21 protein-coding genes are annotated in these 22776 nt (G+C 72.0%); 7 read left to right on the forward strand and 14 right to left on the reverse strand.

The annotated features are described in order from the left end of the window. The first annotated feature begins 57 nt into the window (after nt 1-57). Nucleotides 58-477 carry a RidA family protein gene (locus BLW78_RS23070; protein ID WP_091682381.1) on the forward strand — a complete coding sequence of 140 codons (420 nt, stop codon included), beginning with the start codon at nt 58-60 and terminating at the stop codon, nt 475-477. Nucleotides 478-518: 41 nt separating this feature from the next. Here BLW78_RS23070 and BLW78_RS23075 read toward each other — a convergent pair whose 3' ends face one another. Beyond that, the gene (locus BLW78_RS23075; protein WP_091682383.1) at nt 519-1313 is read right to left on the reverse strand and encodes an ABC transporter permease; all 795 of its coding nucleotides are present in this window, start codon (nt 1311-1313) and stop codon (nt 519-521) included. A gap of 108 nt (nt 1314-1421) precedes the next feature. Further along, entirely contained in the window at nt 1422-2003 is a 582-nt protein-coding gene (locus BLW78_RS23080; protein ID WP_091682384.1) for a DUF308 domain-containing protein, read from the reverse strand. Between the two features lie 165 nt (nt 2004-2168). Between BLW78_RS23080 and BLW78_RS23085 the strand changes: the two genes are divergently transcribed. Continuing rightward, nucleotides 2169-3068 carry a helix-turn-helix transcriptional regulator gene (locus BLW78_RS23085; RefSeq protein ID WP_091682386.1) on the forward strand — a complete coding sequence of 300 codons (900 nt, stop codon included), beginning with the start codon at nt 2169-2171 and terminating at the stop codon, nt 3066-3068. A gap of 40 nt (nt 3069-3108) precedes the next feature. Here BLW78_RS23085 and uraH read toward each other — a convergent pair whose 3' ends face one another. Then, nucleotides 3109-3474 carry a hydroxyisourate hydrolase gene (gene uraH, locus BLW78_RS23090; RefSeq protein ID WP_091682388.1) on the reverse strand — a complete coding sequence of 122 codons (366 nt, stop codon included), beginning with the start codon at nt 3472-3474 and terminating at the stop codon, nt 3109-3111. A gap of 276 nt (nt 3475-3750) precedes the next feature. Here uraH and BLW78_RS23095 point away from each other — a divergent pair, with 276 nt between their 5' ends. The 3 genes from BLW78_RS23095 to uraD are packed head-to-tail and all read left to right on the forward strand — an operon-like array spanning nt 3751 to nt 6515. Continuing rightward, complete coding sequence (locus tag BLW78_RS23095; RefSeq protein ID WP_091682389.1) at nt 3751-5010, forward strand: urate hydroxylase PuuD; 1260 nt, start codon at nt 3751-3753, stop codon at nt 5008-5010. A gap of 42 nt (nt 5011-5052) precedes the next feature. Continuing rightward, entirely contained in the window at nt 5053-6009 is a 957-nt protein-coding gene (puuE, locus tag BLW78_RS23100) for an allantoinase PuuE (protein WP_091682390.1), read from the forward strand. Further along, nucleotides 6006-6515, forward strand: a complete 510-nt coding sequence (gene uraD, locus BLW78_RS23105) for a 2-oxo-4-hydroxy-4-carboxy-5-ureidoimidazoline decarboxylase (RefSeq protein WP_091682391.1) — start codon at nt 6006-6008, stop codon at nt 6513-6515. Before puuE ends, uraD begins: the two co-directional genes overlap by 4 nt. 10 nt (nt 6516-6525) lie before the next feature. Here uraD and BLW78_RS23110 read toward each other — a convergent pair whose 3' ends face one another. From BLW78_RS23110 to BLW78_RS23135, 6 genes are all read right to left on the reverse strand, one after another. Beyond that, nucleotides 6526-7455, reverse strand: coding sequence for a LysR family transcriptional regulator (locus tag BLW78_RS23110; protein ID WP_091682392.1), 930 nt, complete (start codon nt 7453-7455; stop codon nt 6526-6528). 238 nt (nt 7456-7693) lie between these two features. Next, nucleotides 7694-8710: a hypothetical protein gene (locus BLW78_RS23115; RefSeq protein ID WP_091682393.1), complete on the reverse strand. Its 1017-nt coding sequence runs from the start codon at nt 8708-8710 to the stop codon at nt 7694-7696. A 25-nt stretch (nt 8711-8735) separates the two neighbouring features. Next, entirely contained in the window at nt 8736-10064 is a 1329-nt protein-coding gene (locus BLW78_RS23120) for a c-type cytochrome (protein WP_091682395.1), read from the reverse strand. Between the two features lie 8 nt (nt 10065-10072). Beyond that, a complete protein-coding gene (locus BLW78_RS23125) occupies nt 10073-10618 on the reverse strand; it encodes a (2Fe-2S)-binding protein (protein ID WP_091682396.1) in 546 nt (181 codons plus the stop codon). Then, nucleotides 10615-13452 carry a xanthine dehydrogenase family protein molybdopterin-binding subunit gene (locus BLW78_RS23130; protein ID WP_091682398.1) on the reverse strand — a complete coding sequence of 946 codons (2838 nt, stop codon included), beginning with the start codon at nt 13450-13452 and terminating at the stop codon, nt 10615-10617. The genes BLW78_RS23125 and BLW78_RS23130 overlap by 4 nt, the downstream gene beginning before the upstream one ends. 11 nt (nt 13453-13463) lie before the next feature. Beyond that, a complete protein-coding gene (locus BLW78_RS23135; protein ID WP_091682399.1) occupies nt 13464-14855 on the reverse strand; it encodes a nucleobase:cation symporter-2 family protein in 1392 nt (463 codons plus the stop codon). A gap of 440 nt (nt 14856-15295) precedes the next feature. Here BLW78_RS23135 and BLW78_RS23140 point away from each other — a divergent pair, with 440 nt between their 5' ends. Further along, nucleotides 15296-16654: an 8-oxoguanine deaminase gene (locus BLW78_RS23140; protein ID WP_091682401.1), complete on the forward strand. Its 1359-nt coding sequence runs from the start codon at nt 15296-15298 to the stop codon at nt 16652-16654. 344 nt (nt 16655-16998) lie between these two features. Here BLW78_RS23140 and bhcD read toward each other — a convergent pair whose 3' ends face one another. The 4 genes from bhcD to bhcA form a co-directional block, all read right to left on the reverse strand. Further along, nucleotides 16999-17964, reverse strand: a complete 966-nt coding sequence (bhcD, locus tag BLW78_RS23145; RefSeq protein WP_091682403.1) for an iminosuccinate reductase BhcD — start codon at nt 17962-17964, stop codon at nt 16999-17001. A gap of 145 nt (nt 17965-18109) precedes the next feature. Beyond that, entirely contained in the window at nt 18110-19273 is a 1164-nt protein-coding gene (gene bhcC / locus BLW78_RS23150) for a 3-hydroxy-D-aspartate aldolase BhcC (protein ID WP_091682405.1), read from the reverse strand. Between the two features lie 13 nt (nt 19274-19286). Further along, a complete protein-coding gene (bhcB, locus tag BLW78_RS23155) occupies nt 19287-20246 on the reverse strand; it encodes a beta-hydroxyaspartate dehydratase BhcB (protein WP_056530229.1) in 960 nt (319 codons plus the stop codon). An 11-nt stretch (nt 20247-20257) separates the two neighbouring features. Then, nucleotides 20258-21448, reverse strand: coding sequence for an L-aspartate--glyoxylate aminotransferase BhcA (gene bhcA / locus BLW78_RS23160; RefSeq protein WP_056530226.1), 1191 nt, complete (start codon nt 21446-21448; stop codon nt 20258-20260). A gap of 188 nt (nt 21449-21636) precedes the next feature. On the opposite strand from bhcA, the gene bhcR reads away from it, so the two are divergent. Next, nucleotides 21637-22497, forward strand: a complete 861-nt coding sequence (gene bhcR, locus BLW78_RS23165; protein ID WP_091682406.1) for an HTH-type transcriptional regulator BhcR — start codon at nt 21637-21639, stop codon at nt 22495-22497. A gap of 23 nt (nt 22498-22520) precedes the next feature. Here bhcR and BLW78_RS23170 read toward each other — a convergent pair whose 3' ends face one another. Then, on the reverse strand, nt 22521-22766 hold the full coding sequence (locus BLW78_RS23170; protein WP_056530886.1) for a hypothetical protein: 246 nt from the start codon (nt 22764-22766) through the stop codon (nt 22521-22523). Between the last annotated feature and the right edge of the window lie 10 nt (nt 22767-22776).

The following is a 22776-nucleotide window of genomic DNA, read 5'->3' on the forward strand; positions in this document are numbered from 1 at the left end:
GTCGCGCCCGTCGAAAGGGAGATCGCGGTGCCGCAACCCCAGTCAGCCTCGTCGGCCATGCTGTTCCACATGGTCTCCGGAGGGCCGCAGCCGGTCGCCCCCTTCAGCCACGCGGTCGAGGTCGACGGCTTCGTCTTCGTCACGGGTCAGATGCCCGACACGCCGGACGGGCCCGGCGTCCTGCCCGACGGGATCGAGGCGCAGACCCGCAACGTGATGGCCAATCTCGCGACGGTCCTGGCCGGCCTCGGCCTGGGCCTCGAGAACGTCGTCGTCGCGCGCGCGTTCCTGACCGAGTTCAAGCGCGACTACGCCGCCTTCAACGTCACCTACAGATCCTTCTTCCCGCCCGACCGGCTGCCGGCCCGCACCTGCGTGGGCACGACGGGGCTCGCCTACGACGCCCTGGTCGAGATCGACCTGATCGCCCACCGCGGCGGCGCGACGTCGCCGTCGTCGGACGCGCGATCGGGCTGAGCCGCATCCTCCGCGCCCGGGCCGATCGGACGCGTCCGCGCTCAGCCTCGCAGCTGGCCGCCGCCGCGCACGACCAGGCCCAGGCCGACACACGCCGCGGTCAGGCCGAACACGACGACGTAGAGATGGTCGACCTGCAGTCCGGCAGCCGGGTAGTAGGCCGACCTCATCCATTCCGCGACCTGCAGGGCCGGATTGAACTTGGCCCAGTAGTACAGCCGTTCCGGCAAGTAGCTCGGCAGGAAGAGGACGCCGCTGGACACGTAGAGGACGATGCTGAACAGGGCGTAGCCGATCAGCCATCCGGGGAAGAAGCCGATGATCGCGACGTTGATCGTGCCGATCCCGATCCCGAGCGCGATCGCGGCGAGATAGCCGCCCACCGCCGTCAGCGGGTCCGCCGGGACCGGGTCCGTGCCGAGCGCGACCAGGACACCGCTCACGACCAGCAGGGCCAGGAAGCCGGTGACGATCTCGACGAGCACGCGGGAGAACACCAGGTCGAACAGCCTGACCTGCGGGTAGTAGGTCAGCGGCCGGTTGACGATCACGGACTTCATGACTTCACGCGAGATGTACTGGAAGACGAGCACGGGCACGGCGCCCGTGGCGAAGAACAGGGCCCTGTCGTCGCCGAGCGGCGCGGGCAGCTTCTGAACCGTGTAGATCGTGATCAGCACGAAGACGTGCACGCACGGCCAGAGAACGACGACCCCGTAGCCCCACATCGACGCGCCGAAGCGGGTGCGCATGTCGCGCAGCATCAGCGCGTGCAGGACGTGGAGGTAGGCCTCGACCGCGTTCCTCCGCGGCTTCACGCTCGTTCGCGCGCCCATGGACCATGGCCTCTGCTGTCCGACGGCGGTCGGGAGGGGACGACGGTGCGGATGTCCGGAGGGGCCGGGGCGATGATCGAGGTCGGATCCGCCCGGCCGCGCTGCCGCCTAGGCGGCGCGGGCCCGCGACGCGTCCCGCAGGCGCGTCACCGTCAGCCAGGCCGCGGAGACGAGGAAGTAGAAGGCGCCGAACGCCGCGTAGGGCGCGACATCCACGATCCCGGGGACCGCGGCGCCGGCCGCCTGCCGGATGAAGAAGCCGCCGGCGAGCGCCGATTGCGCGCCGCTCAGGACCATGGCCCACTGGGCGCCGGCCCGCCAGCGGCGCGCGCCGGTGAGAAGCTGGAGCAGTCCCGAGAGGATGGCCCAGGCGCCGAACACCGCGAGCACCGCGTTCGGGCCCCGTCCGAGGGCGACCGCGACCGCGAGCGCGGTCGCCGCGCTGATCGCCGCGTTGAGGGCCTGGCTGGGACTGCCCGCGAGGCCGCCGTTGCGCCGGGTGTCGGCCAGGTTGGCGAGCGCGTCCCAGGCGGGATAGGCGACCAGGAGCGTCGCGGCGACCGCCGGCATGCCTCTCCCGAAGCCGAGCGCGGCGGCTACCCAGGCCGTGGCGACGCCGGCACGCACGAAGTAGTAGGCGGTGAGCCAGGGCAAAGCAGGACCGCGATCGCGCTGCGGGTCGGTTCTCATCGTCGGCTCCTTCGTGTACTGAGCGCGGCTCGACGGACCGGATTTATTCGTGAACAATGCAGATGGACATGATAGATGCCGATTTATAGCTTCGTAGATCCGGATGCGCCGAGCGAATACGGGCTTCGATGGGCCCACGTTTAGGATCGGGAGCCGGCGCCAGCCATGTCGGAAACGCTGGAAAACTTGACCGATCTTCCGGAGGGCGGGCCGCGCAGCGCCGCGTCCGGCGACCTGCTGTCCCACGTGCTCGCGCAGATCCGCCTCACCGGGGACCGCGTCGAGTCCCGGCCGGTCGCGCCGGGCGAGCGCCTGGATCTGGATGCCGGCGCCGGCCACGTCCTCGTGGTGATCGCGGGCGCCCTACGCCTCGAAGGCGATGGGGAGCCTCTCGCTCTCGGTGCCGGCGACCTGCTGTTCCTGCCCCACGGCCTCGGAACCGGGCGATTGGTCGCCGCCGAGGGCGCGGACGTCGTCGCCTGCCGGTTCTGGTTCGATCCCTACACGCTCCGCAGCATGATCGCGCTCCTGCCGAAGCAGATCTGCATCCGGCGCGAGGAGGGCGCCGGATGGCTCGACGGCCTCGTGCACTTCCTGCTGGTCGAGACGACCGACGCCGAACCCGGCGCGGCCCTGATGATCTCGCGCATCATCGACCTCGCGGTCATACGCACGCTGCGGACCTGGGTTCATCTCGGCCGGACGTCGGGGTGGCTGGCCGGCCTGGCCGATCCCCGCATCGCCCGCGCCCTCAAGGTCATGCACGAGAGGCCGCTGCAGCGCTGGAGCGTGGAGGCCCTGTCGGACGTCGCCGGCATGTCGCGGTCGAGCTTCTGCGAGCGGTTCAACGCGCTCGTCGGTCGCTCACCCCTGCGCTACCAGAACGAGTGGCGCCTGAACCTCGCGCGGGACATGCTCGCCGCGGGCGACGCCCGCGTCGGCGAGATCGGCCTGCGCGTCGGATACGAGTCGGAGGCGGCGTTCAGCCGGGCCTACAAGGCGCTGTTCGGCCACTCGCCCCGGGAGGCGACCGGTCGCGCCGCCGGGGCGCGGCCGGAAAGCTGAGTTCCGGCGCTCCGACGCCGTCCCGCCCGGAGTCGCGGTCTCAGCTTCCGCGGTAGGTCGCGTAGCTCCACGGCGTGATGAGCAGCGGGACGTGATACTTGGCGTCCGGGTCCGAGACGCAGAAGCGCACCGGCACGCGGTCGAGGAACGGCCGCTCGGCGCCGGCACCCGTCCCGGCGAAATACGCGCCGACGGCGAAGACGAGCTCGTAGGTCCCGGGCGTCAGGGCGTCGCCCGCGAGCAGGGGGGCGTCGGTCCGCCCGTCGCCGTTGGTCGTGGCCGACGCGACGGTCTCCCCGGTGCCGTCCCCGCTGCCGTCCCCGGCCAGGCGCCGGAGCTCGACGGTGACCCCGGCCGCCGGCTTGCCGGCGGCCGTGTCGAGGACGTGTGTCGAAAGATGGCCCATCGGCGTCCTCCCGGACGGAAAGGCCCGCGCCCGCGGCCCGAGGCGGGCGAAGGTCTGTCGGGCCGAAGGAGACGGTGGAGACGAGCACGGGGCGGGGGGCTCGGACAACCCGAAAAGCGTCCGGCATTTCCCGAATGATTTTGAAGGTCCTTGGCGCCGCGGCGGGTCGCTGCCGGCCGCGGTTCGGGGCACACCCGGGGTCGCGGCTCGGGCCGAACCACGAGCCGACATCGAGGCCGAACCCGGCCCCACGACAGATCGCGGAGGATCCGTCCCATGTATCCGATCCTGCACGAATGGGGCGGGTTCCTCATTCGATGGACCCACGTCGTCGCCGCGATCGCCTGGATCGGCGCGTCGTTCTACTTCATGCATCTCGACGCCAGCTTGCGCGCCATTCCGGCAATCCCGACCGGCAAGGGCGGCGAGGCCTGGGAGGTGCACGGCGGCGGCTTCTACCAGGTGCGCAAGTATCTCGTCGCGCCCGACCGGATGCCGGAGCATCTGATCTGGCACAAATGGCAATCCTACGCGACCTGGCTGTCGGGCTTCTCGCTGCTGTGCTGGGTCTATTACGGTCAGGCCGACCTCTACCTGATCGATCCGGCGGTCCGCGTGATCACGCCGATGACCGGGGCGGCCATCGGCCTCGGCGCCCTCGCCCTCGGCTGGCTGATCTATGACGGGCTCAACCGCTCGCCCCTGGCCAACCGGCCGCCGCTGCTCGCGACCGCCGTGTTCCTCACGGTCGTCGCCTTCGCGTACGGCTTCCAGCAGGTCTTCTCCGGCCGGGCCGCGATGCTGCACACGGGCGCGGTGATCGCGACCTGGATGACCGGCAACGTGTTCCTCGTCATCATGCCGAACCAGCGCAAGGCGATCGCCGAGCTGGTCGCGGGCCGGGTCCCGAACCCCGCCTGGGGCAAGCAGGCGAAGAACCGCTCGTCCCACAACAACTACCTGACGCTGCCGGTGCTGTTCTTCATGCTGTCCGGCCACTACCCGATGGCGTGGTCCTCGCCCTACAGCTGGACCATCGTCGGTCTCGTGGTGATCGCGGGCGGCGTCGTCCGCCACTACTTCAACGTGCGCAATGCCGGCGGGGGCGACCGCTGGTGGACCTGGGGCGTCGCGACGGCCTGCGTGGCGGTGGCGGTCGCGATCAGCGTCGCCTCGTCGCCGGGCGCCCGCGAGCAGATCGGCCTGTCGACCGCCGCCGAGGCGGCCCCGGCTCCGGCCCCGGCGATCAGCCTCGCGGCGGCCGGGGCGGGCGCGCTCGAGGGCCCCGCGGTCGACGACGCCGTGATGGCCGTGGTCGGGACGCGCTGCGCCATGTGCCACGCCGCCGAGCCCCTGTGGCCGGGCCTGACGAGCCCGCCCAAGGGCGTGCTCCTCGACAGCCCCGAGCACGTCGCGCGCTTCGCGCCGGCCATCCGCCTGCAGGCCGTCCTGACGCACGCGATGCCGCCGAACAACATCACCGACATGCAGCCCGAGGAGCGCGCGGCGCTCGCCCGCTGGCTCGCCGCGCGATAACCGTCGGACCCCGTCTATTCGCGCCAACGCAGGATCCCGCCCGTGACCGCACCGGATACAGACGGCCCCCCGCGCGACTTCGTCGGCTACGGCGCGGCGCCGCCCGACGCCCGCTGGCCCGGCGGCGCCCGCGTCGCCGTCCAGTTCGTGCTGAACTACGAGGAGGGCGGCGAGCGCTCCGTCCTCGACGGCGACCCCCACGCCGAGATCTTCCTCTCCGAGATCGCCGGGGCCACGCCCTTCCCCGCGCGGCACATGAGCATGGAGAGCCTCTACGAGTACGGCGCGCGCGCGGGCGTCTGGCGGATCCTGCGCCTGTTCCGCGAGCGCGGCGTGCCCCTCACGGTCTTCGGCGTCGCGAAGGCGCTCGCCCGCAATCCGGCCGCCGTCGAGGCCTTTCTCCGCGACGGCCACGAGATCGCCGGCCACGGCTGGCGCTGGCTGCCCTACCAGGACGTCCCGGAGGCGATCGAGCGGGAGCACCTCGCCCGCGCGGTCGAGACGATCCGGAGCCTGACCGGCGAGACGCCGCTCGGCTGGTACACCGGCCGCGACAGCCCGAACACCCGGCGGCTCGTGGTCGAGCAGGGCGGCTTCCTCTACGATTCGGACAGCTACGCCGACGACCTGCCCTACTGGGTCCGCGTCGCCGGCCGGGACCACCTCGTGGTGCCCTACACCCTCGACACCAACGACATGCGCTTCTCGATCCCCGGCGGCTTCCCGTCGGGCGAGCAGTTCTTCGCGCACCTGCGCGACGCCTTCGACTGCCTCTACGAGGAGGGGGCGGGCGCCCCGAAGATGCTGTCGATCGGGCTGCATTGCCGCCTCGTCGGGCGCCCGGCGCGCCTGCCGGCCCTCGCCCGGTTCCTCGACCACGTCCTGGCCCGTCCCGACGTCTGGGTGACCCGGCGGATCGACATCGCCCGGCACTGGGCGGCCCACCATCCTCCTGGCGCCCCGGCGGCGGGACCGACCCCGGAGAGGACAGGTCCGTGATCACCATCGCCGCGCTCAACGCGCTCGCGCGCGACGCCTTCGTGGACCTCCTCGCCGAGGTCTACGAGCACTCCCCCTGGGTCCCCGAGGCGGCCTTCGACCGCGGGCCCTTCGCGGGGCGCGCGGACCTGCACGCGGCGATGGAGGCGACGGTGGCCGGCGCCGACCGGGTCCGCCAGCTCGCCCTGCTGCGGGCGCATCCCGAACTCGCCGGGCGGGCCGCCCAGCGCGGCGAGCTCACCGCGCATTCCAGCCGCGAGCAGGCGGGAAGCGGATTGCTGGGCTGCCCCTCCCCCGCGGTGGCGCGGCTGCAGGACCTCAACCGGGCCTACGCCGAGCGCTTCGGCTTCCCGTTCATCATCGCGGTCCGGGGCCTCGACCGCGACGCGATCCTCGCCCGCCTGGAGCAGCGGCTCGGCAACCCGCCGGAGACCGAGCGGGCCGAGGCCCTGCGGCAGGTCGGACGGATCGCCGCCCTGCGCCTGGAGGCCCTCGTCGCGGACTGACGCGCGCCCGTCAGACCGCCCGGCCGCCGACCAGGGCGAGCTGCTCGCTCACGTGCTGGCGCAGGGCCTCGTGCGTCATGTCGACGAAGGTCTTGGTCCGGGCCGACAGCATCTTGCGGGACGGGTAGAGCAGGCCGAGCGTCACGCTGGTCGGCGGGGTGTGCTCCAGGACCGGGACGAGCCGGCCCTCGGCGAGGTGCGCCGCGACCTCGAACAGCGGCTTCAGGACGATGCCCTCGCCGGCCAGCGTCCAGGCGGTGAGCGTGTCGCCGTCGTCGGCGTCGATGTGCCCCGAGACCGGCAGGGTCACGGTCTCCTGGCCGTCGACCAGGGTCCAGCGGAACTGCTCGGCGCCGGGATAGCGCAGCAGCAGGCAATCGTGCTGCAGCAGGTCCGCCGGCTCGGCGGGCGCGGGGTGCTCGGCCAGGTAGGCCGGCGCCGCGCACAGGACCCGCTCGATCTCCGCGACCTTCCGCAGGGTGAAGGTGGAATCGCGCATCTGCGACAGGCGGATCGCGACGTCGACCGCCTCCTGCACGAGGTCGAGGAGGTGCTCCGACAGGCGCAGCCGGACATCGGTCTCGCCGTGGCGGTCGCGGAAGCGCGGCACGAGCGGCGCGACGACCCGGCGGCCGAGGCCGAGCGGCGCCGTCACCTTCAGCACCCCGCGCGGCACCGCGCCCGCGGTCTCGACGCTCTTCTCCGCCTGCTCGACCGCCGCGGTGATGTCGAGGCAGCGGTCGTAGAAGATCCGGCCGGCCTCCGTGAGGCTCATGCGCCGCGTCGTCCGGGTGAGCAGGAGGCAGCCGAGATGCTCCTCCAGGGTCTGGATCCGGTAGCTCACCACCGACGGTGACAGCCGCAGCGAGCGGCCGGCGGCCGAGAAGCTCCCCGTCTCCGCCGAGCGCAGGAAGATGCGGATGCTTTCCAGAGAGATCATGGGCGGGGATCGTCAGGAGCGTTTCGGACCTGTCAACGGACTGTCCCGACAATGTGAACTCGGCGTCCGACCCGATCATCCCCCGCGGCGTGACGCTTCGGTCGGTGCAGCCCGCTCCGTCATTGCGAGCGCAGCGAAGCAACCCAGGGCTGCAGGACATCGGGGAACGTGGTGCCGGCTGGATGGCTTCGCTCCGCTCGCAACGACGGCGGAACCGATCTGATCGACCGAAACGGCATCAGAAGACGTGGAACGCGACGCCGGCGAGGAAGCTCTTCTCCTCGGTGCCCTTGAAGGTCGCGGTCTCGACGTTCCCGAACTTGTTGTGCCAGTACTGGAACCCGACGAAGACATCGACCCGGTTGGGCCGATCGTAGACGAGCTTGCCGAGATCGAGCACGAGGTTGGTGCGCGACAGGACTTCGAGCCCGCGGGGCGGGTTGAAGGCGAAGGCGGCCGGGTTGCTCACGCCCCGCCCCTTCGGCAGCACGATGTTGTTGAAGCCGACGAGGCTGAGCGGCAGCCCCGTGAAGGTCAGGGGAAAGTTGTAGACCAGCTCGAATTCCGGGACCGTGTCGAAGCTCTGGTCGCGGTCCGGCTGGAGATTGAACCCGTTCCGGTTCCACTCCTTGTAGGCTTGCACGGAGAGGTTGAGAAAGCCCGCCGGCACGTCGAAGGCGAAGTTCAGGCCGCCGACGATGTCGCGCTTCTTCGAGCCGAAGGCGTCGTTCTGGGCGTTGGCGTCGAAGCCGAAGGCGAGGGACACCTCCTTGACGAGGCCGGGAACGGTGAAGGCCTTCGTGCCCGTGAGCGCGTTGAGGCTCAGCGTGCCGCGATACAGCCCGTAGGCTTCGGTGTTGCCGTAATCGGCGAAGAACGGGGCGGCGACGGAGCCCGGCGCGTTGGTGGTGCCGGCCGGGAACTGGGACCCGGACTTGAGGATGTCGAGGGAGAAGAAGTTCGTCCCGTAGGCCCAGGCATCGGCGTGGGAGATGTTCAGGATGTGCTTGGGCGCCGCGCGGGAGACGAAGCTGCCGTCGGGGCGCTGGATCTGGATTCCGGGCGAGACGGTAGGGAACTGGTAGCGGTAGCTGATCTGGGTGTCGGCGAAGAGGAAGAACGGGCCGTCCTCCACCACCGTCGTGGCCTCGGGCGCCACCGGCGCCGAGGAGGCCGTCCCGAGGTCCTGCGCCCCCGCCGCGCACGTCATCCCGAGCGGCAGCAGCGCGGCCGCGATCCGACAAGCCATGGTCATGTCCGCCCCCTCCTCCCGGCCGCCTTCAGTGCGAAGCGTCGGCCCGCAAACCCGCGCGCTGGCGCGCGACCTCGTCCGGCGTGACCGCCTGACCCTGCCCGCCCCACTCGGCCCGCATCCAGGTCGCGAGGTCGGCGAGCGCCGCGTCGTCGATCAGGGCGGCGAAGGGCGGCATGGCCTCCATCCGCTCGTTGCCCGGGAAGCGCTGCGCCGGGAGCCCGACGAGGATCGCCCGCAGGAGGCCGCCCGCGCCCGCGACCCGCATCGCGGCGTTCGTCCGCAGCGGCACGGAGACGTGGGGGATCCCCTCCCCCGCCCCGCCGTGGCAGCCGGCGCAGAGGCCGGCGTAGCTGGCCCGACCCCGGGCCGCGACCGCCGCGGGGATCGCCGCGGGGGGGACGGCGACCGGCGTCTCGGGCTCGGCCGGCAGGGCGTCGCGGTCGAACAGGTAGGCGGAGAGCGCCGTGAGGTCGGCCTCGTCCATGTGCTGCGTCGAGAAATGCACGACGTCGAACATCTGGTGCGTCGCGCCGCCCTGGGCCGAGAGGCCCGTGCGCATGAACCCGACGAGCCCGTGCGGGGTGAAGCCCATCCGCGCGAGGCCCGCGGGCGTGATGTCGGGCGCCTCGACGCCCTCGATCGTGGCGCCGCGATAGACGGCGTCCGGGCGCATGGCCTGGAGCGCGTTGCGCGGCGTGTGGCACTCGCCGCAATGGCCGAGGGCGTCGGCGACGTAGCGGCCCCGGTTCCACAGGGGGGAGCGGCCCGGATCGGGCGCGGCGACCGTGGCCGGCAGGCTCAGGAGGTTCCAGGCCGCCAGGGTCCAGCGCTGGTCGAACGGGAAGGCGAGGGTATTGGCCCTGTTCTCCACTGCGACCGGCGCGCGGGTCATCAGGTAGGCGTAGAGGGCGTCGACATCCTCCGGCGTCAGGCCGCGATACGACGTGTAGGGCATCGCCGGGTAGAGGTGGCGGCCGCCCGGCGCGATCCCGTCGCGCAGGGCCCGGTGGAAGTCGGCGCGGCTCCAGCCGCCGATGCCCTGCGGGCTCGGCGAGATGTTGGTGGCGTGGATCGTGCCGAAGGGCGTCTCCAGGGGCAGTCCCCCCGCCCAGGGGGGGCCGCCCCGGGCCGTGTGGCAGGCGAAGCAGTCGGCCGCGGCGGCGACCTTGGCGCCGCGGGGGGCGAGGCCGCGCACGGCCTCCGCGCTCAGCGGGGTCTCGACGTCGCGCGCGACGACGCTGCGCTCCAGGGCGCCGGAGGCGACGAGGCCGGCCGCCGAGACGGCCACCGCGAGGGCGGCGGCGAGCCCGGCGCCGACGCGCCGCGCGGGGGTGGTGAGGGACGGGATCCGCACGGCGCGCCTCAGGCGGTCACCAGACCGGGGGTCGCCAGCACGAGGTCGCGCACCGCCTGATGGTAGCGGACGTAGCCCGTGCAGCGGCAGATGTGGCGGTCGAGCGCCTCGGTGACGACCCGCTCGACCTCGTCGCGGCGGATCGGCTCGCGGCGCAGGCGCTCGATCAGCACGCTCGCCCCGGTGACGAAGCCCGGCGTGCAGTAGCCGCACTGGAAGGCGAATTTCTCGATGAAGGCCTGCTGGACCGGCGAGAGCACGACGGTGCCGTCCGGCGCGGTGCGGGCATGGCCCTCGACGGTGCGGATGCTCCGCCCCTCGAACCAGTGGGCGCCGGTGATGCAGGCGCGCATCTCCCGCGGGCCGGCCGCCTCCTCCAGCATCACCGTGCAGGCGTGGCAGATGCCCTGCCCGCAGCCCATGCGGCTGCCGGTGAGGCCCAGCCACTCGTGCAGGACGTCGAGCAGGCTCGTGCCCACGGGGACGGGGATCGGACCGACCGCCGCGCCGTTCACGCGGAGCGAGAGGTCCTTGATCTCGATGGCGGCGCTCATGCCAGTGCCTCGCGGATGCGCTCGGGCCGGATGGGGAGTTCGTGGAAGCGGTGGCCGATCGCGTGCGCGACGGCGTTGGCCAGCGCCGGGACGACGGCGATCATCACGACCTCGGCGATGCCCTTGGGCGGGTCGGTCTCGGAGAGCGGCGGCAGGATCTCCACCGTCTGGTTCCACGGGGCCACGTCGCGGGCGCGGGGAAGCTCGTAGCGGTTCCAGTTCCACGTGCCGTCGCCGGGGCCGTCCTCGTAGAGGGGCAGCACCTCCTTGAGGGCGTGGCCGATCCCCATGGCGAGGCCGCCCTGCACCTGGCCGGAGACCAGCTCGGGCACGATCTGGCGGCCGCACTCGAGGATCGAGTGGTGGGACAGGATCGTCACGTCGCCGCTGGCGGTGTCGACCGCGACCTCCGCCAGGGTGGCCATCGGCGCGTAGTAGGTCGTGCCGACATTGTTGCGCTGGGTCGGAGGGTAGAAGACCGCCGCCCGGGGCACGAAGTGCCAGCCCGCATCCGCCATCAGGGCGCGGCGCTCGGGCGGGGCCCCGGCGCCGTAGCGCACCGCCAGGGCGTCGATCGGCAGGCGCGTCCGGCCCGTTGCGGGCAGGTCGAACTCGGCCTCGGCCCATTGCCAGCGGTTGAAGGTGTGGAGGGTCACGCCCACCGGCAGCCCGAGCCGGTGCGCCTCGGCGGCCACCGCCTCCAGGGACAGCGGCGGCAGGCCGCCGCCCAGCACCCGGCCGTCCACCAGCCGCAGCTCGTCGCGGGCGACCACGTGGTAGGAGGCCAGCGCCCCGCCGCCGCCGCCCCGCGCCCAGAGCGCGCGGGCGGCGGGCCAGACGGCGTGGTCGACGAGGAACCGCGCGGCCGTCCGGGTGGCGTGGCCGAGGTAGTAGGCGGAGTTGGTCGCGCTCATCGGCGAGGTGAAGCGCGGCGTCCAGCGGGGGTTCTGCGCCCGGCGGTCCTCCTCTTCCTGGGGCGTCGTGTAGGGCTGGTCGGAGGTCTCCAGCGGCATCTCGGGCCAGCGCACCACGCCGAACGCGGTCTCCGAAGGCACCCGGCCGAGGATCTCGGCCACCATGACCGCCTGCGAGGTGGTGACGCCCGGGCCCATCTCGTGGGCGACGTGGCGCAGGCTCAGGCGGCCCCGCGGGTCGAGCTCCAGCGACGCGACCGCCGCCTCGGCGCCCGTGCCGTAATCCTTGTGCACCTGCGCGAAGCCGACGCCGTAGCGGTGGCCGGGATGGGCGGCCTCGTAGGTGGCCTTGCGCGCCGCCCGGTCCCGCCAGAGCGGGTGCGCGGCGGCCTTCGTCAGGATCTCCGCGTTGCGCAGCGCCCCGGCCGGGACCGCGCCCTGGCTGTTGCGCTGGCCCGAGCGGAGCACGTTGCGCAGGCGCAGGTCGATCGCGTCGATGTCCAGGAGCGCCGCCGCCTCGTCGACCATCATCTCGGTGGCCGACATGGTCTGGAGCGTGCCGAAGCCCCGGGTCGATCCGGCCTCCACGGCCCGCGAGGCCAGGGCGATCGCCTGGAAGTCGCTCTTCGGCAGGTAGTAGATCGACTGCGCCGCGGTGGCGCCGACGAAGGAGACCGCGACGGAGTAGTTGGGGCGCCCGCCGCCGTCGCAGGCGAAGCGCCCGGTCATGGCCCGGAACCGGCCGCTGGCCCGGTCCACCAGCAGGACGTTGTCCATGCGGAAGGCGTGGCGCTTCAGCCCGTTCTGGAACTGCTCGAACCGGTCGTTGGCGAGGCGCACCGGCCGGCCGCCCGCGTAGAGCGCGGCCACGACGCAGAGGAACGGGAAGATGTGGTGGTCCTTCGTCCCGTACCCGACCGTGTAGCCGACCTTGAGATCGACCTCCCTGAGCGGGAACCGGGATTTCGAGACCAGCGCGGCGGCGGCCTCGGCCACGTCGTAGGGCGACTGCGTCGCCATCATCAGGCGCAGCGTGCCGGTATCCGGATCGTACCAGACGTTGCCGTTGTCGGCCTCCATGGCCGAGGCGTCCGTCGACTGCGACCGGTAGGTCCGCCGCATCACCAGGGCGTCCGCGCCGGCGCCGTCGATCTCGGCGGCGATGGCGGCCGCCGCCGCCATGCCCCGGGCGAAGGGGCCGTCGTCGCCGGCCTTCGGCCAGGCGGGCTCGTCGCCGGAGAAGCCGGCGAAGATCGGGGACTGCGCGAACGGCGAGAACCGGTCGGGCGCGTCCGGCGCGTCGCCCTCGATCCGCACCCAGCGCGAGGCGCCGTAATGGGCCGGCGGCCTGGGACCGGTCTCGGCGCCGTACTGCACGACGTCGTCGGCGAAGCGCAGGGCGCGCTTGGCCGCGGCGAAGCGCGGGAAGTCGGCGTAGATCAGGATCGCCACCGGCTGCCCGAGCAGGCGCGGCGTCTCGCCCTGCGGCACGAGGAACCAGTCGCCGAAGAAGTCGGCGTGCGGGACCGAGACCCCGTCCGCCACCAGGTCCTCGTGCCGGACGATCCGGTCCGGCCGCAGGGCGGCCGGGAGCCGCGACAGGTCGAGGCCGGTGAAGCGGCGGTCGGCGCGGGTCGCCGCGACGAGGAAGGCGTGGGCTTGGCCGTCGGGCCAGCCGGCGAGGTCGCGGGCCCGGTAGTCGCGGGAGAAGGTCTTGGCGCCCGTGACCTTGGCGACGGCGTCGAGGCGGTAGCGGGGCCGGCCCGGCGCGGCCCACGGGGAGCCGGCGGACAGGCCGGTCTCGGCGAGCTGCGCCCGGGCCGGGGGCGCCAGGAAGGAGACCTTCACGGCGACGCCCGCCGCCGCGCCGGCCTTCAGGAAGTGGCGCCGCGAGAGCGCCTTGATGGTCTCGGCCGACATGGCTTCTCCCCTCAGGCCCGGTCCAGGACGGCCGCGTGCGGGAAGGCGGGCTCCGCGTCGGCGACGCGGTGCCCGGCCCCGGCACCGAGACGGTCCGAGTTCAGCAGCAGGTTGAGGACGATCGCCCCGATGGCGCCGAGGGTGATCCCGCTGTGCAGGATCGGCCCGGCCCAGTCCGGCGCCGTGGCGGCGAAGAGCTTCGGCGCCGCCATCGGGATCAGGCTCAGGCCGATGCTGACCGCGACGACGATCTGGTTCCGGCGATCCCCGAGATCGGCGCCGCCCACGATCTTGAGCCCCGCCGCCGCGACCATGCCGAAGATCACGATGCCGGCGCCGCCGAGCACGGCCGGCGGGATCGACGCCACCGCGAAGGCGACCTTGGGCAGGAGGCTGACGCCCAGGATGATGAAGCCCGCCGCGACCGTGACGTAGCGGCTGCGCACCCGCGTCATGTTCACGAGGCCGACGTTCTGGGAGAACGAGGTGTGCGGGAAGGTGTTGAGGCAGCCCGCGATCAGCGTCGAGAGCGAGTCCGCCATCCGGCCGCGGGTCAGGGTCCGCTTGTCCACCGGGCGCCCGACGATGTCGCCCACCGCCAGGAACATGCCGGTCGACTCGACCAGCGTGACCATCATGACGATGCACATCGCCGCCACGGCCGTCAGGTGGAAGGTCGGCCAGCCGAAGTGGAACGGCGTGACGAGGGCGATGAGCGGGCGCTCGGCCAGCCCGTCGAGGCGGAACAGGCCGAGCGGCCAGGCGAGGCACAGGCCCGCGACGAGGCCGATCAGCACGGCGACGTTGGCGACGAAGCCGGTGGCGAAGCGGCTGACCACCAGGATCACCGCCAGCACGAAGGCCGCGACGCCGAGATGGACCGGGGCGCCGAAATCGGCAGCCCCGAAGCCGCCGCCCGCCCAGTTGATCCCGACCGGCAGCAGCGTGACGCCGATGATCAGGATGACCGTGCCGGTGACCAGCGGCGGGAAGAAGCTCGCGAGCCTGGAGAAGAACGGCCGGAGCAGCAGGCCGAACACACCCGCCCCGATGGTCGCGCCGAAGATGCCCGGCAGGCCGATCGTCGGATCCTGCGCCATCGCCACCATCGGGCCGACCGCCGCGAAGCTGACGCCCATGATGACCGGCAGGCGGATGCCGAAGACCCCCAGGCCGAGGGACTGGATCAGGATCGCGATGCCCGTCACCAGCAGGTCGCAGTTGATCAGGTAGGCGACCGTCTCGGTCGGTAGATTCATCGCCGCGCCGAGGATGAGCGGCGGCGCGACAGCCCCCGCGCTCATCACGAGCACGTGCTGCATGCCGTAGGCGAGGAGCTTGGGAAGGGGCGGGATCGCGTCGACCGCGTCCACCTCGCGCGTTGTCCTGTCGTGAGACGTCATGGGCGTGTCCTCCGCCAGCCGGGACCTGTCGAGGCGTCGTCCCGTGATGGTGTCGTCGGGGACCCGGCAGCGGTGGCCGGACCTCTTCCGGGTCCGGGCCGCCAGGAGCGGGTGTGGGGCCAGTCGCAGGGCGGGCCGTGGCGGCACGCCCGGGGGCGGGGGAGCGGGCTCTCGGCGGCCGCTCCGGGGTCATGCGCTGCCGACTTGGCTGGCTCTCAAACCTTGCATGGCTGGCCGCGAATGCCATGCCGGGATTTCGGAAGCAGTTTGCGAAAAATCGCCAAGGTGGCCGGTGGCGGCTGCCGTATGCTGCGGCCCGCTGACGGCCCCGAGACGGTGCGCCCGGCACGGCGTTCCTGCTGCCAGAGGGCGGCATCTGGCCGTGGGGAGGCGTCGCGGCCCGTCCGGCGCGGCCTCCAGGGCGTACCCGGAGAGACGCGATGACCTCCCTGCTGCTGACGAACGCCGACATCCTGGTGACGATGGACGCGCAGCGCCGGGAGATTCCCGGCGGCGCGGTCTACGTGGAGGACAACCGCATCGTCGCCGTCGGCCCCGCCGCCGAGGTGCCGCAGCGGGCCGACACCGTCCTCGACATGCGCGGCCACGCGGTGATGCCGGGCCTCGTGAACACCCACCACCACATGTACCAGACGCTCACCCGCGCGGTGCCGGCCGCGCAGGACGCCGAGCTGTTCGGCTGGCTGAAGGCGCTCTACCCGATCTGGGCCCGGCTCACGCCCGAGATGGTCCGCGTCTCGACGCAGACCGCGATGGCGGAGCTGATCCTCTCGGGCTGCACCACGTCGAGCGACCACCTCTACATCTACCCGAACGGTTGCCGGCTCGACGATTCCATCGAGGGTGCCGAGGAGATCGGCATGCGCTTCCACGCCGCCCGCGGCGCGATGAGCGTCGGGGAGAGCGCGGGCGGACTCCCGCCGGACTCGGTCGTCGAGGACGAGACGGCGATCCTCGAAGACACGCGCCGTCTGATCGAGGCCTGGCACGATCCGGAGCGCTTCGCCATGCGCCGGATCGTGGTGGCGCCCTGCTCACCGTTCTCGGTGAGCCGCGGCCTGATGCGCGATGCCGCCGAGCTGGCCCGGCACTACGGCGTCTCGCTCCACACCCACCTCGCGGAGAACGACGACGACGTCCGCTACAGCCTGGAAAAATTCGGGATGACGCCGGCGGAGTACGCCGCCGACCTGGGCTGGACGGGCCCCGACGTGTGGCACGCCCACTGCGTCAAGCTCGACCGCGCCGGCATCGCGCTGTTCGGCCGGACCGGGACCGGGGTGGCGCACTGCCCCTGCTCCAACATGCGCCTCGCCTCGGGCATCGCGCCCGTCCGGCAGATGCGGTGCGCGGGCGTGCCGGTCGGGCTCGGCGTCGACGGCTCGGCCTCCAACGACGGGTCGCACATGCTGGGCGAGGCGCGGCAGGCCATGCTGCTCGCCCGCGTCGGCTTCGGGCCGGCGGCCATGAATGCGCGGGAGGCGCTGGAGATCGCGACGCTGGGCGGCGCGAAGGTGCTGAACCGGGACGATATCGGCGCGCTGGCCCCCGGCATGGCGGCCGACATCGTCGCCTTCGACCTGCGCGGCCTCGGCATGGCGGGGGCGCTGCACGACCCCGTCGCCGCCCTCACCTTCTGCGCGCCGCAGACGGTGGCCTGGAGCGTCATCAACGGGCGGATCGTGGTCCGCGAGGGCCGCCTGACGACCCTCGACACCGGGGCGCTGACCGCCCGCCACAACGCCCTCGCGGCGGCCCTGGTGCGCGGCGAGGCGTAGGCCGCCCTACTCATCCTCCGCGGAGGGGCTCGCGGATCCAGACATCGGGTTCGGCGACGCTGCTCCAGGATCGGGCGCGCGTCCCGATCAGCGTCGATGTCCTCTGGAGATTTGAGAAGATCCTGGCACGCAGAGATGGAGCCGGGTTAATGACCCCTTGTAATTTCTTCGATTGATAACTCATGTGCGACCGTCTTTCCGAGCGGAGCGAAGCAACCCAGAGCAGCGCAGCGCCTGTAAAGGTCGCGCGACCCTGGGTCACTTCGCTTTGCTCGTGATGACGGCGAGGAATGCGTCGACCGCAGCATTCGGACGAAAGATGTATTACCTTCGGGTCGAGACCGTCAGAAATCCACCTCCGTCGCCAGCCCCTTGGCCACCGCGCGGTCGACGGCCACCGCGGCGACCGCGAGGTCCTGCAGCCCGACCCCGGTGCCGTCGAACAGGGTGATCTCGGACTCCGAGACGCGGCCGGGGTGATCGCCGTTGATCACCGCCCCGATCTCCACGATGGCATCCGCGGCGAGGAGCCCCCGCGCGACGGCGTGCTGCGCCTCGCCGATGCTGACCGACTGCGCGACCTCGTCGGTGAAGACCGTCGCGCCCGCGAGCAGTTCGGCCTCCACCTCCTGCTTGCCGCGCGTGTCCGTCCCCATGCAGGCGAGGTGCGTGCCCGGCCGGACCTGCGCGGCCTTCAGGATCGGCGCGAACGAGGACGTGATCGTCACGACGACATCGGCCTCGGACCCGAGCCGGTCGAGGTCGACCGCCTCGAACGGCACGCCGTGCTCCCGCGCCACCGCCTCCATCCGGCCGAACATGCCGGGATGCAGGTTCCACGCGAGGACCCGATCGAACGGCCGCTGCGCCAGCGCGGCGCGCAGCTGGAACGCCGACTGGTGGCCCGCGCCGATCATGCCCAGCACCCGCGCATCTTTGCGGGCAAGGTGCCGGACGGAGATGGCGCAGGCCGCGGCCGTGCGCAGCGCGGTGAGGAGGTTCCCCCCGACGACGGCTCGGCAGCGGCCGGTATCGGCGTCGAACAGGAACACCGTCGACTGGTGGTTGGTCAGGCCCTTCGCGGCGTTGCCGGGCCAGAAGCCGCCGGCCTTGAGGCCGAGCGCGAGGCTGTCCCGGTCGAAGCCCGACTTGAAGCCGTAGAGCGCGTCGGCGTGGCCGATGGCTTCCCGGACGACCGGGAAGTTGCCGGCTCGCCGCCGCGCCATGGAGGCGAAGACCTGTTCGACGGCGGTAAAGCACTCCGCCTCGGTCAACAGCCCGTCGATCGCGTGCTCGGGAACGATGATCATCGCGGATGTGTCCTCAATTCGTGAGCCGGCATGTCGCCCTCGTCATCGCGAGCGTCGCGAAGCGACCCAGGGCAGCGGGCCCCGTCGAGGCGCGTCCCCGGATCGCTGCGCCGCGCTCGCGATGACGGACGGTGTGCAGGGTGCGTCAGTAGGCCTTGCCGCGGGCCGAGACCGGCCAGAGCGTCTCGACCCGGCCGTCGCGGACGCCGACATACCAGTCGTGGACGTTGCAGGTCGGATCGCAGTGGCCGGGGACGAGGCGCAGACGGTCGTTAACCTTCAGCCGGCCCTCGGGATCCTCGATCACCCCGTGCTCGTCCGAGCACTTGATGTATTTCACGTCGTCGCGGCCGAAGACGAAGGGCAGGCCGGAATCGACCGACTGCACCTTCAGGCCCGCGTCGCAGATCGCCTTGTCGGCCTTGGCGTGGCTCATCACGCTGGTGAGGATGAACAGGGCGTTCTTCCACTCGCCCGCATCGATGCGGTTGCCGTCCCGGTCGCGGATACGCCCGTAATCGGCATCCATGAACGCGTAGCTACCGCATTGCAGCTCGTTGTAGACGCCGGATCCGGCCTCGAAATAGTAGCTGCCGGTGCCGCCGCCGCTGACGAGTTCCGGCTCGAGGCCCTCCCGGTTCAGCGCCGCGACGGCGTCGCGCACCTGGGCGATGGCGGCGTCGAGCTTGGCCCGCCGCTCCTCGTAGCCGTCGATGTGCTGCATGGCGCCCTGGTAGGCCTGGAGGCCCGCGAAGCGCAGGTTCGGCGCGGCCGCGACGGCCTCGGCGATCGCCACCACCTCGGGGGTCGTCCGCACGCCGCAGCGGCCGGCGCCGCAATCGATCTCGACGAAGCAGTCGAGCTGCGTGCCGTGCCGCTGCGCCGCCGCCGAGAGGTCGGCGACGTTCGCCACGTCGTCGAGGCAGACGATGATGCGGGCGCCGTGCAGCGGCAGCCGCGCCAGCCGGTCGATCTTGCCCGGGTCGCGCACCTGGTTCGAGACCAGGATATCCTTGATGCCCGCGCGGGCGAAGACTTCCGCCTCCGAGACCTTCTGGCAGCAGACCCCGCAGGCGCCGCCGAGGCTCTGCTGAAGCTTCAGGATGTCGACGGACTTGTGCATCTTGCCGTGGGCGCGGTGGCGCATCCCGTGCGCCTTGGCGTAGTCGCCCATCTTGCGGATGTTGCCTTCCAGCGCGTCGAGATCGACGATCAGGCAGGGCGTCTGGATCTCGTCCTCGCGCATACCGGGCAGCGCGGGGACGTCGAAGCCGACTTCGAGATCGGCGGATCGGGCGTTCATGTGCATCGTGGGCCTCCCGTTATTGCCAGGGCAGCGCGTCGAGATCGACGTTCCCGCCCGTGATGATCACGCCCACCCGCTTGTTCGCGAAGACGGGGCGGTTCTTCAGCACTGCCGCCAGGGCGACGGCGCTGGACGGCTCCATGACGATCTTCAGCCGCTTCCAGATCAGCTGCATCGCCGCGACGATCTCGGCCTCGGAGACCGTGAGGATATCCGCGACGTGGTGGCGGACGAAGTGCCAGGTGAGGTCCTTCAGCGGCACCTTGAGCCCGTCCGCGACCGTCACCGGCGCGTCGTCGGCGATGATCCGCCCGGCCTTCAGGCTGCGATGGGCGTCGTCGGCCTGCTCGGGCTCCGCCGCGTAGACGGCGATGTGCGGGGCGAGCCCGGCCAGCGTCAGGCAGGTGCCCGACACCATGCCGCCGCCGCCGATCGGGGCAATCACCGCGTCGAGATCCGGGACCTGCGCGATCAGCTCGCGGGCGCAGGTCGCCTGCCCGGCGATGACGCGGGGATCGTTGTAGGGATGCACGAACTCCGCGCCGGTCTCGGCGACGACCTCGGCGAACACGGCCTCGCGCGATGAGGTGGACGGCTCGCACTCCACCACCCGGCCGCCGTAGCCGCGCACGGCGTCCTTCTTCGCCTGGGGCGCGGTGCGCGGCATCACCACCGTGCAGGGGATGCCGCGCCGGCCCGCCGCGTAGGACAGGCAGGTGCCGTGGTTGCCCGACGAGTGGGTCGCCACGCCCCGGGCAGCCTGCGCGTCGGTGAGGCTGAAGACGGCGTTCGAGGCGCCCCGCGCCTTGAAGGCGCCGGCCTTCTGCAGGTTCTCGCACTTGAAGAACAGCTGCGCGCCGGCCGCTTCGTCGATGATCCGCGAGGTCAGGACCGGCGTCTCGTGGATGTAGGGCCGGATGCGCTCGTGGGCGGCCAGGACGTCGTCGAGGGTGGGCGTGATCAGGGCGCTTTCCATGGCGCGCCCCCTCAGGCGGCGGCGCGCAGGGCGGCGGCCGGGGCGCGGCGGTACACCGCCTGCGCGGCCGCGACCCCCGATCCCAGCGCGATGCGCAGGCCGAGATCGGCCATCGCCATCTCGGCGGCGGCGATCCCCGACAGCGCCATCACATCCGTGAGGCTGCCGAGGTGGCCGATGCGGAAGACCTTCCCGGCGACCTCGCCGAGGCCCACCCCGAAGGCGACGTCGTAGTGGCGCGCCGCGTGGGTGACGATCCGCGTGGCGTCGAAGCCCTCCGGGGTGCGGATCGCGCTCACCGTGTCCGAGTAGAGGTCCGGGCGCGCGGCGCAGAGTTCCAGGCCCCAGGCGGCGACGGCGGCGCGGATCCCGTCCGCGATGCGGCGGTGCCGGGCGAAGACGGTCTCGAGCCCCTCGGCCAGGAGCAGCTCCGTCGACAGCTTCAGGCCGTTCAGGAGCCCGACCGCCGGCGTGTAGGGATAGGCGCCATTGGGGTAGCCCTTCGCCATGTCGCGGATGTCGAAATAGGTCCGCGGCAGCGTCGCCGTCGCCGTGGCGGCCATGGCCTTGGGCGAGAACGCCACGATGGCGAGGCCCGCGGGCAGCATGAAGCCCTTCTGCGAGCCCGTCACGGCGACATCGACGCCCCACTCGTCCATGCGGAAATCCATGGACGCGATCGAACTGACGCCGTCGACCAGCAGCAGAGCCGGGTGGTTGCTGGCATCCAGCGCGCGGCGCACGGCGGCGACGTCCGAGCGGACGCCGGTCGCCGTCTCGTTGTGCGTGACGAGCACGGCCCGGATGCGGTGCGCCTTGTCGGCCGCGAGGGCCTCGGCGAAGCGATCTGCCGGAAGCCCCTCGCCCCACGGGGCTTCGATCATCCGGACATCAAGGCCGTGGCGGCGCGTCATGTCGATCCAGCGGTGGCTGAACATGCCGTGGCGCGCCGCCAGCACCGTGTCGCCGGCGCTGAGCGTGTTGGAGAGCGCGGTCTCCCAGCCGCCCGTCGCCGTCGACGGGAAGATGAACACCTCGGCGTCCTCGCTCTTCAGGACCTTCTTCACGCCGGCGAGCGCCGGATGAAGGATCTGCGCGAACAGCGGCGACCGGTGATCCAGCGTCGGCATGTCGGCCGCGCGGCGAAGCACTTCCGGCATATTGGTCGGGCCGGGAATGAAGACGGGATTCTGTGCGAACATCGGCGGCGCTCTCCTCCAATACGGGAACGATAGCACCGCCGACACCGTATTGATATTTTCTTGAAAAACTTTTTCATCGACGAGTGAAGCGCAAAAAGACACGCTGTGGCAACGTCTTACCTTTTTCCGTTGTGAGAAAAATTTTTCCATCCTAGGAATCGCGTGGGATCGGCGAAGGCGAGGACGCCATGGATTCGGGAAACCGGCGGCGCGGGCGGCCGAAGGGGTTCGGAGGCGCCAAGCCGGCGGCGACCATCCAGGCGCTTGACCGCGCCCTCGATGTCCTCGACGTCCTGGCGGGCGGCGACGGGCTGACGCTCTCGGAACTAGCCGGCAGGCTCGAGCAATCCGTGGCGACCATGCACCGGGTCCTCGCGACGCTCGAGCGCCGCGGCCTCGTCGAGATCAGCGCCGACAAGCAGGAGTGGCACGTCGGTGCGGAGGCCTACCGGCTCGGATCGGCGTTCCTGCGCCGCCACAACGTCGTCGAGCGGAGCCGGTCGATGATGTGGACGCTGATGCAGGAGACGGGCGAGACCTCCAATCTCGGCGTCGAGAAGGAAGGCAACGTCCTGTTCGTCAGCCAGGTGGAGACCCACGAGACGATCCGCGCCTTCTTCCCGCCGGGCTCCCTGTCGCCGCTGCACGCGTCGGGCATCGGGAAGGCTCTGCTGAGCACCTACGCGCCGGCCCGGACCGAGCGCCTGTTCCGGGGAAAGACCTTCGCGCGGTTCACCGACAAGACCATCGGCTCACTGGACCAGCTGCGCGACGACGTCGAGGCGACCCGCCGCCGGGGCTACGCGATCGACGACGAGGAGCGGAGCATCGGGATGCGCTGCGTCGCCGCCCCGATCCTCAACGTCCACGGCGAGGCTATCGCGGGGATCTCGGTGTCGGGGCCGACGCACCGGCTGTCCGACGAGAAGCTGCGCGCGATCGGCGAGCGGGTGCGGAGAGGCGCCGCCGCGGTCTCGCGCGCCCTCGGCGCGCCCGCCGCGACGATGACCGCGACGCCCGACGCGCCGGGCGAGCCTGACCAGGACTGACCAGCGGTGCGGCGAGGCGCGCCCTAGCGCCCGGGATGCGGGCGGCGCGGATCGACGGTGCCGACCGCCGACGGGGGCCTGCCGTCGCCGTCGAGGATACCGGCGCGCCCGTCCGGCGCCGTCCGCGGATCCGCGAGCGTCGCGCGGCCCTGGAGGCCGCCGGGGGCGGTGACGGCCGGGATGCCGGCGGGGGCGGTGAAGCTCTGCGCCAGGGCGGGCCCGGACAGGCCGATCCCGATCACGGCGCCGATCAGAAGACGAGAGGTCATGGCGGAGGTC

This window comes from Methylobacterium sp. 275MFSha3.1 (genome assembly GCF_900108435.1).
Classification (GTDB): Bacteria; Pseudomonadota; Alphaproteobacteria; order Rhizobiales; family Beijerinckiaceae; genus Methylobacterium.

Bases quoted from the DNA above. Each gene is read 5' to 3' on its own strand.
- BLW78_RS23070 (WP_091682381.1), top strand. From the start codon at position 58: ATGCTGTTCCACATGGTCTCCGGAGGGCCGCAGCCGGTCGCCCCCTTC.
- BLW78_RS23075 (WP_091682383.1), bottom strand. From the start codon at position 1,313: ATGGGCGCGCGAACGAGCGTGAAGCCGCGGAGGAACGCGGTCGAGGCC.
- BLW78_RS23080 (WP_091682384.1), bottom strand. From the start codon at position 2,003: ATGAGAACCGACCCGCAGCGCGATCGCGGTCCTGCTTTGCCCTGGCTC.
- BLW78_RS23085 (WP_091682386.1), top strand. From the start codon at position 2,169: ATGTCGGAAACGCTGGAAAACTTGACCGATCTTCCGGAGGGCGGGCCG.
- uraH (WP_091682388.1), bottom strand. From the start codon at position 3,474: ATGGGCCATCTTTCGACACACGTCCTCGACACGGCCGCCGGCAAGCCG.
- BLW78_RS23095 (WP_091682389.1), top strand. From the start codon at position 3,751: ATGTATCCGATCCTGCACGAATGGGGCGGGTTCCTCATTCGATGGACC.
- BLW78_RS23110 (WP_091682392.1), bottom strand. From the start codon at position 7,455: ATGATCTCTCTGGAAAGCATCCGCATCTTCCTGCGCTCGGCGGAGACG.
- BLW78_RS23115 (WP_091682393.1), bottom strand. From the start codon at position 8,710: ATGACCATGGCTTGTCGGATCGCGGCCGCGCTGCTGCCGCTCGGGATG.
- BLW78_RS23125 (WP_091682396.1), bottom strand. From the start codon at position 10,618: ATGAGCGCCGCCATCGAGATCAAGGACCTCTCGCTCCGCGTGAACGGC.
- BLW78_RS23130 (WP_091682398.1), bottom strand. From the start codon at position 13,452: ATGTCGGCCGAGACCATCAAGGCGCTCTCGCGGCGCCACTTCCTGAAG.
- BLW78_RS23135 (WP_091682399.1), bottom strand. From the start codon at position 14,855: ATGACGTCTCACGACAGGACAACGCGCGAGGTGGACGCGGTCGACGCG.
- BLW78_RS23140 (WP_091682401.1), top strand. From the start codon at position 15,296: ATGACCTCCCTGCTGCTGACGAACGCCGACATCCTGGTGACGATGGAC.
- bhcD (WP_091682403.1), bottom strand. From the start codon at position 17,964: ATGATCATCGTTCCCGAGCACGCGATCGACGGGCTGTTGACCGAGGCG.
- bhcC (WP_091682405.1), bottom strand. From the start codon at position 19,273: ATGCACATGAACGCCCGATCCGCCGATCTCGAAGTCGGCTTCGACGTC.
- bhcB (WP_056530229.1), bottom strand. From the start codon at position 20,246: ATGGAAAGCGCCCTGATCACGCCCACCCTCGACGACGTCCTGGCCGCC.
- bhcA (WP_056530226.1), bottom strand. From the start codon at position 21,448: ATGTTCGCACAGAATCCCGTCTTCATTCCCGGCCCGACCAATATGCCG.
- bhcR (WP_091682406.1), top strand. From the start codon at position 21,637: ATGGATTCGGGAAACCGGCGGCGCGGGCGGCCGAAGGGGTTCGGAGGC.
- BLW78_RS23170 (WP_056530886.1), bottom strand. From the start codon at position 22,766: ATGACCTCTCGTCTTCTGATCGGCGCCGTGATCGGGATCGGCCTGTCC.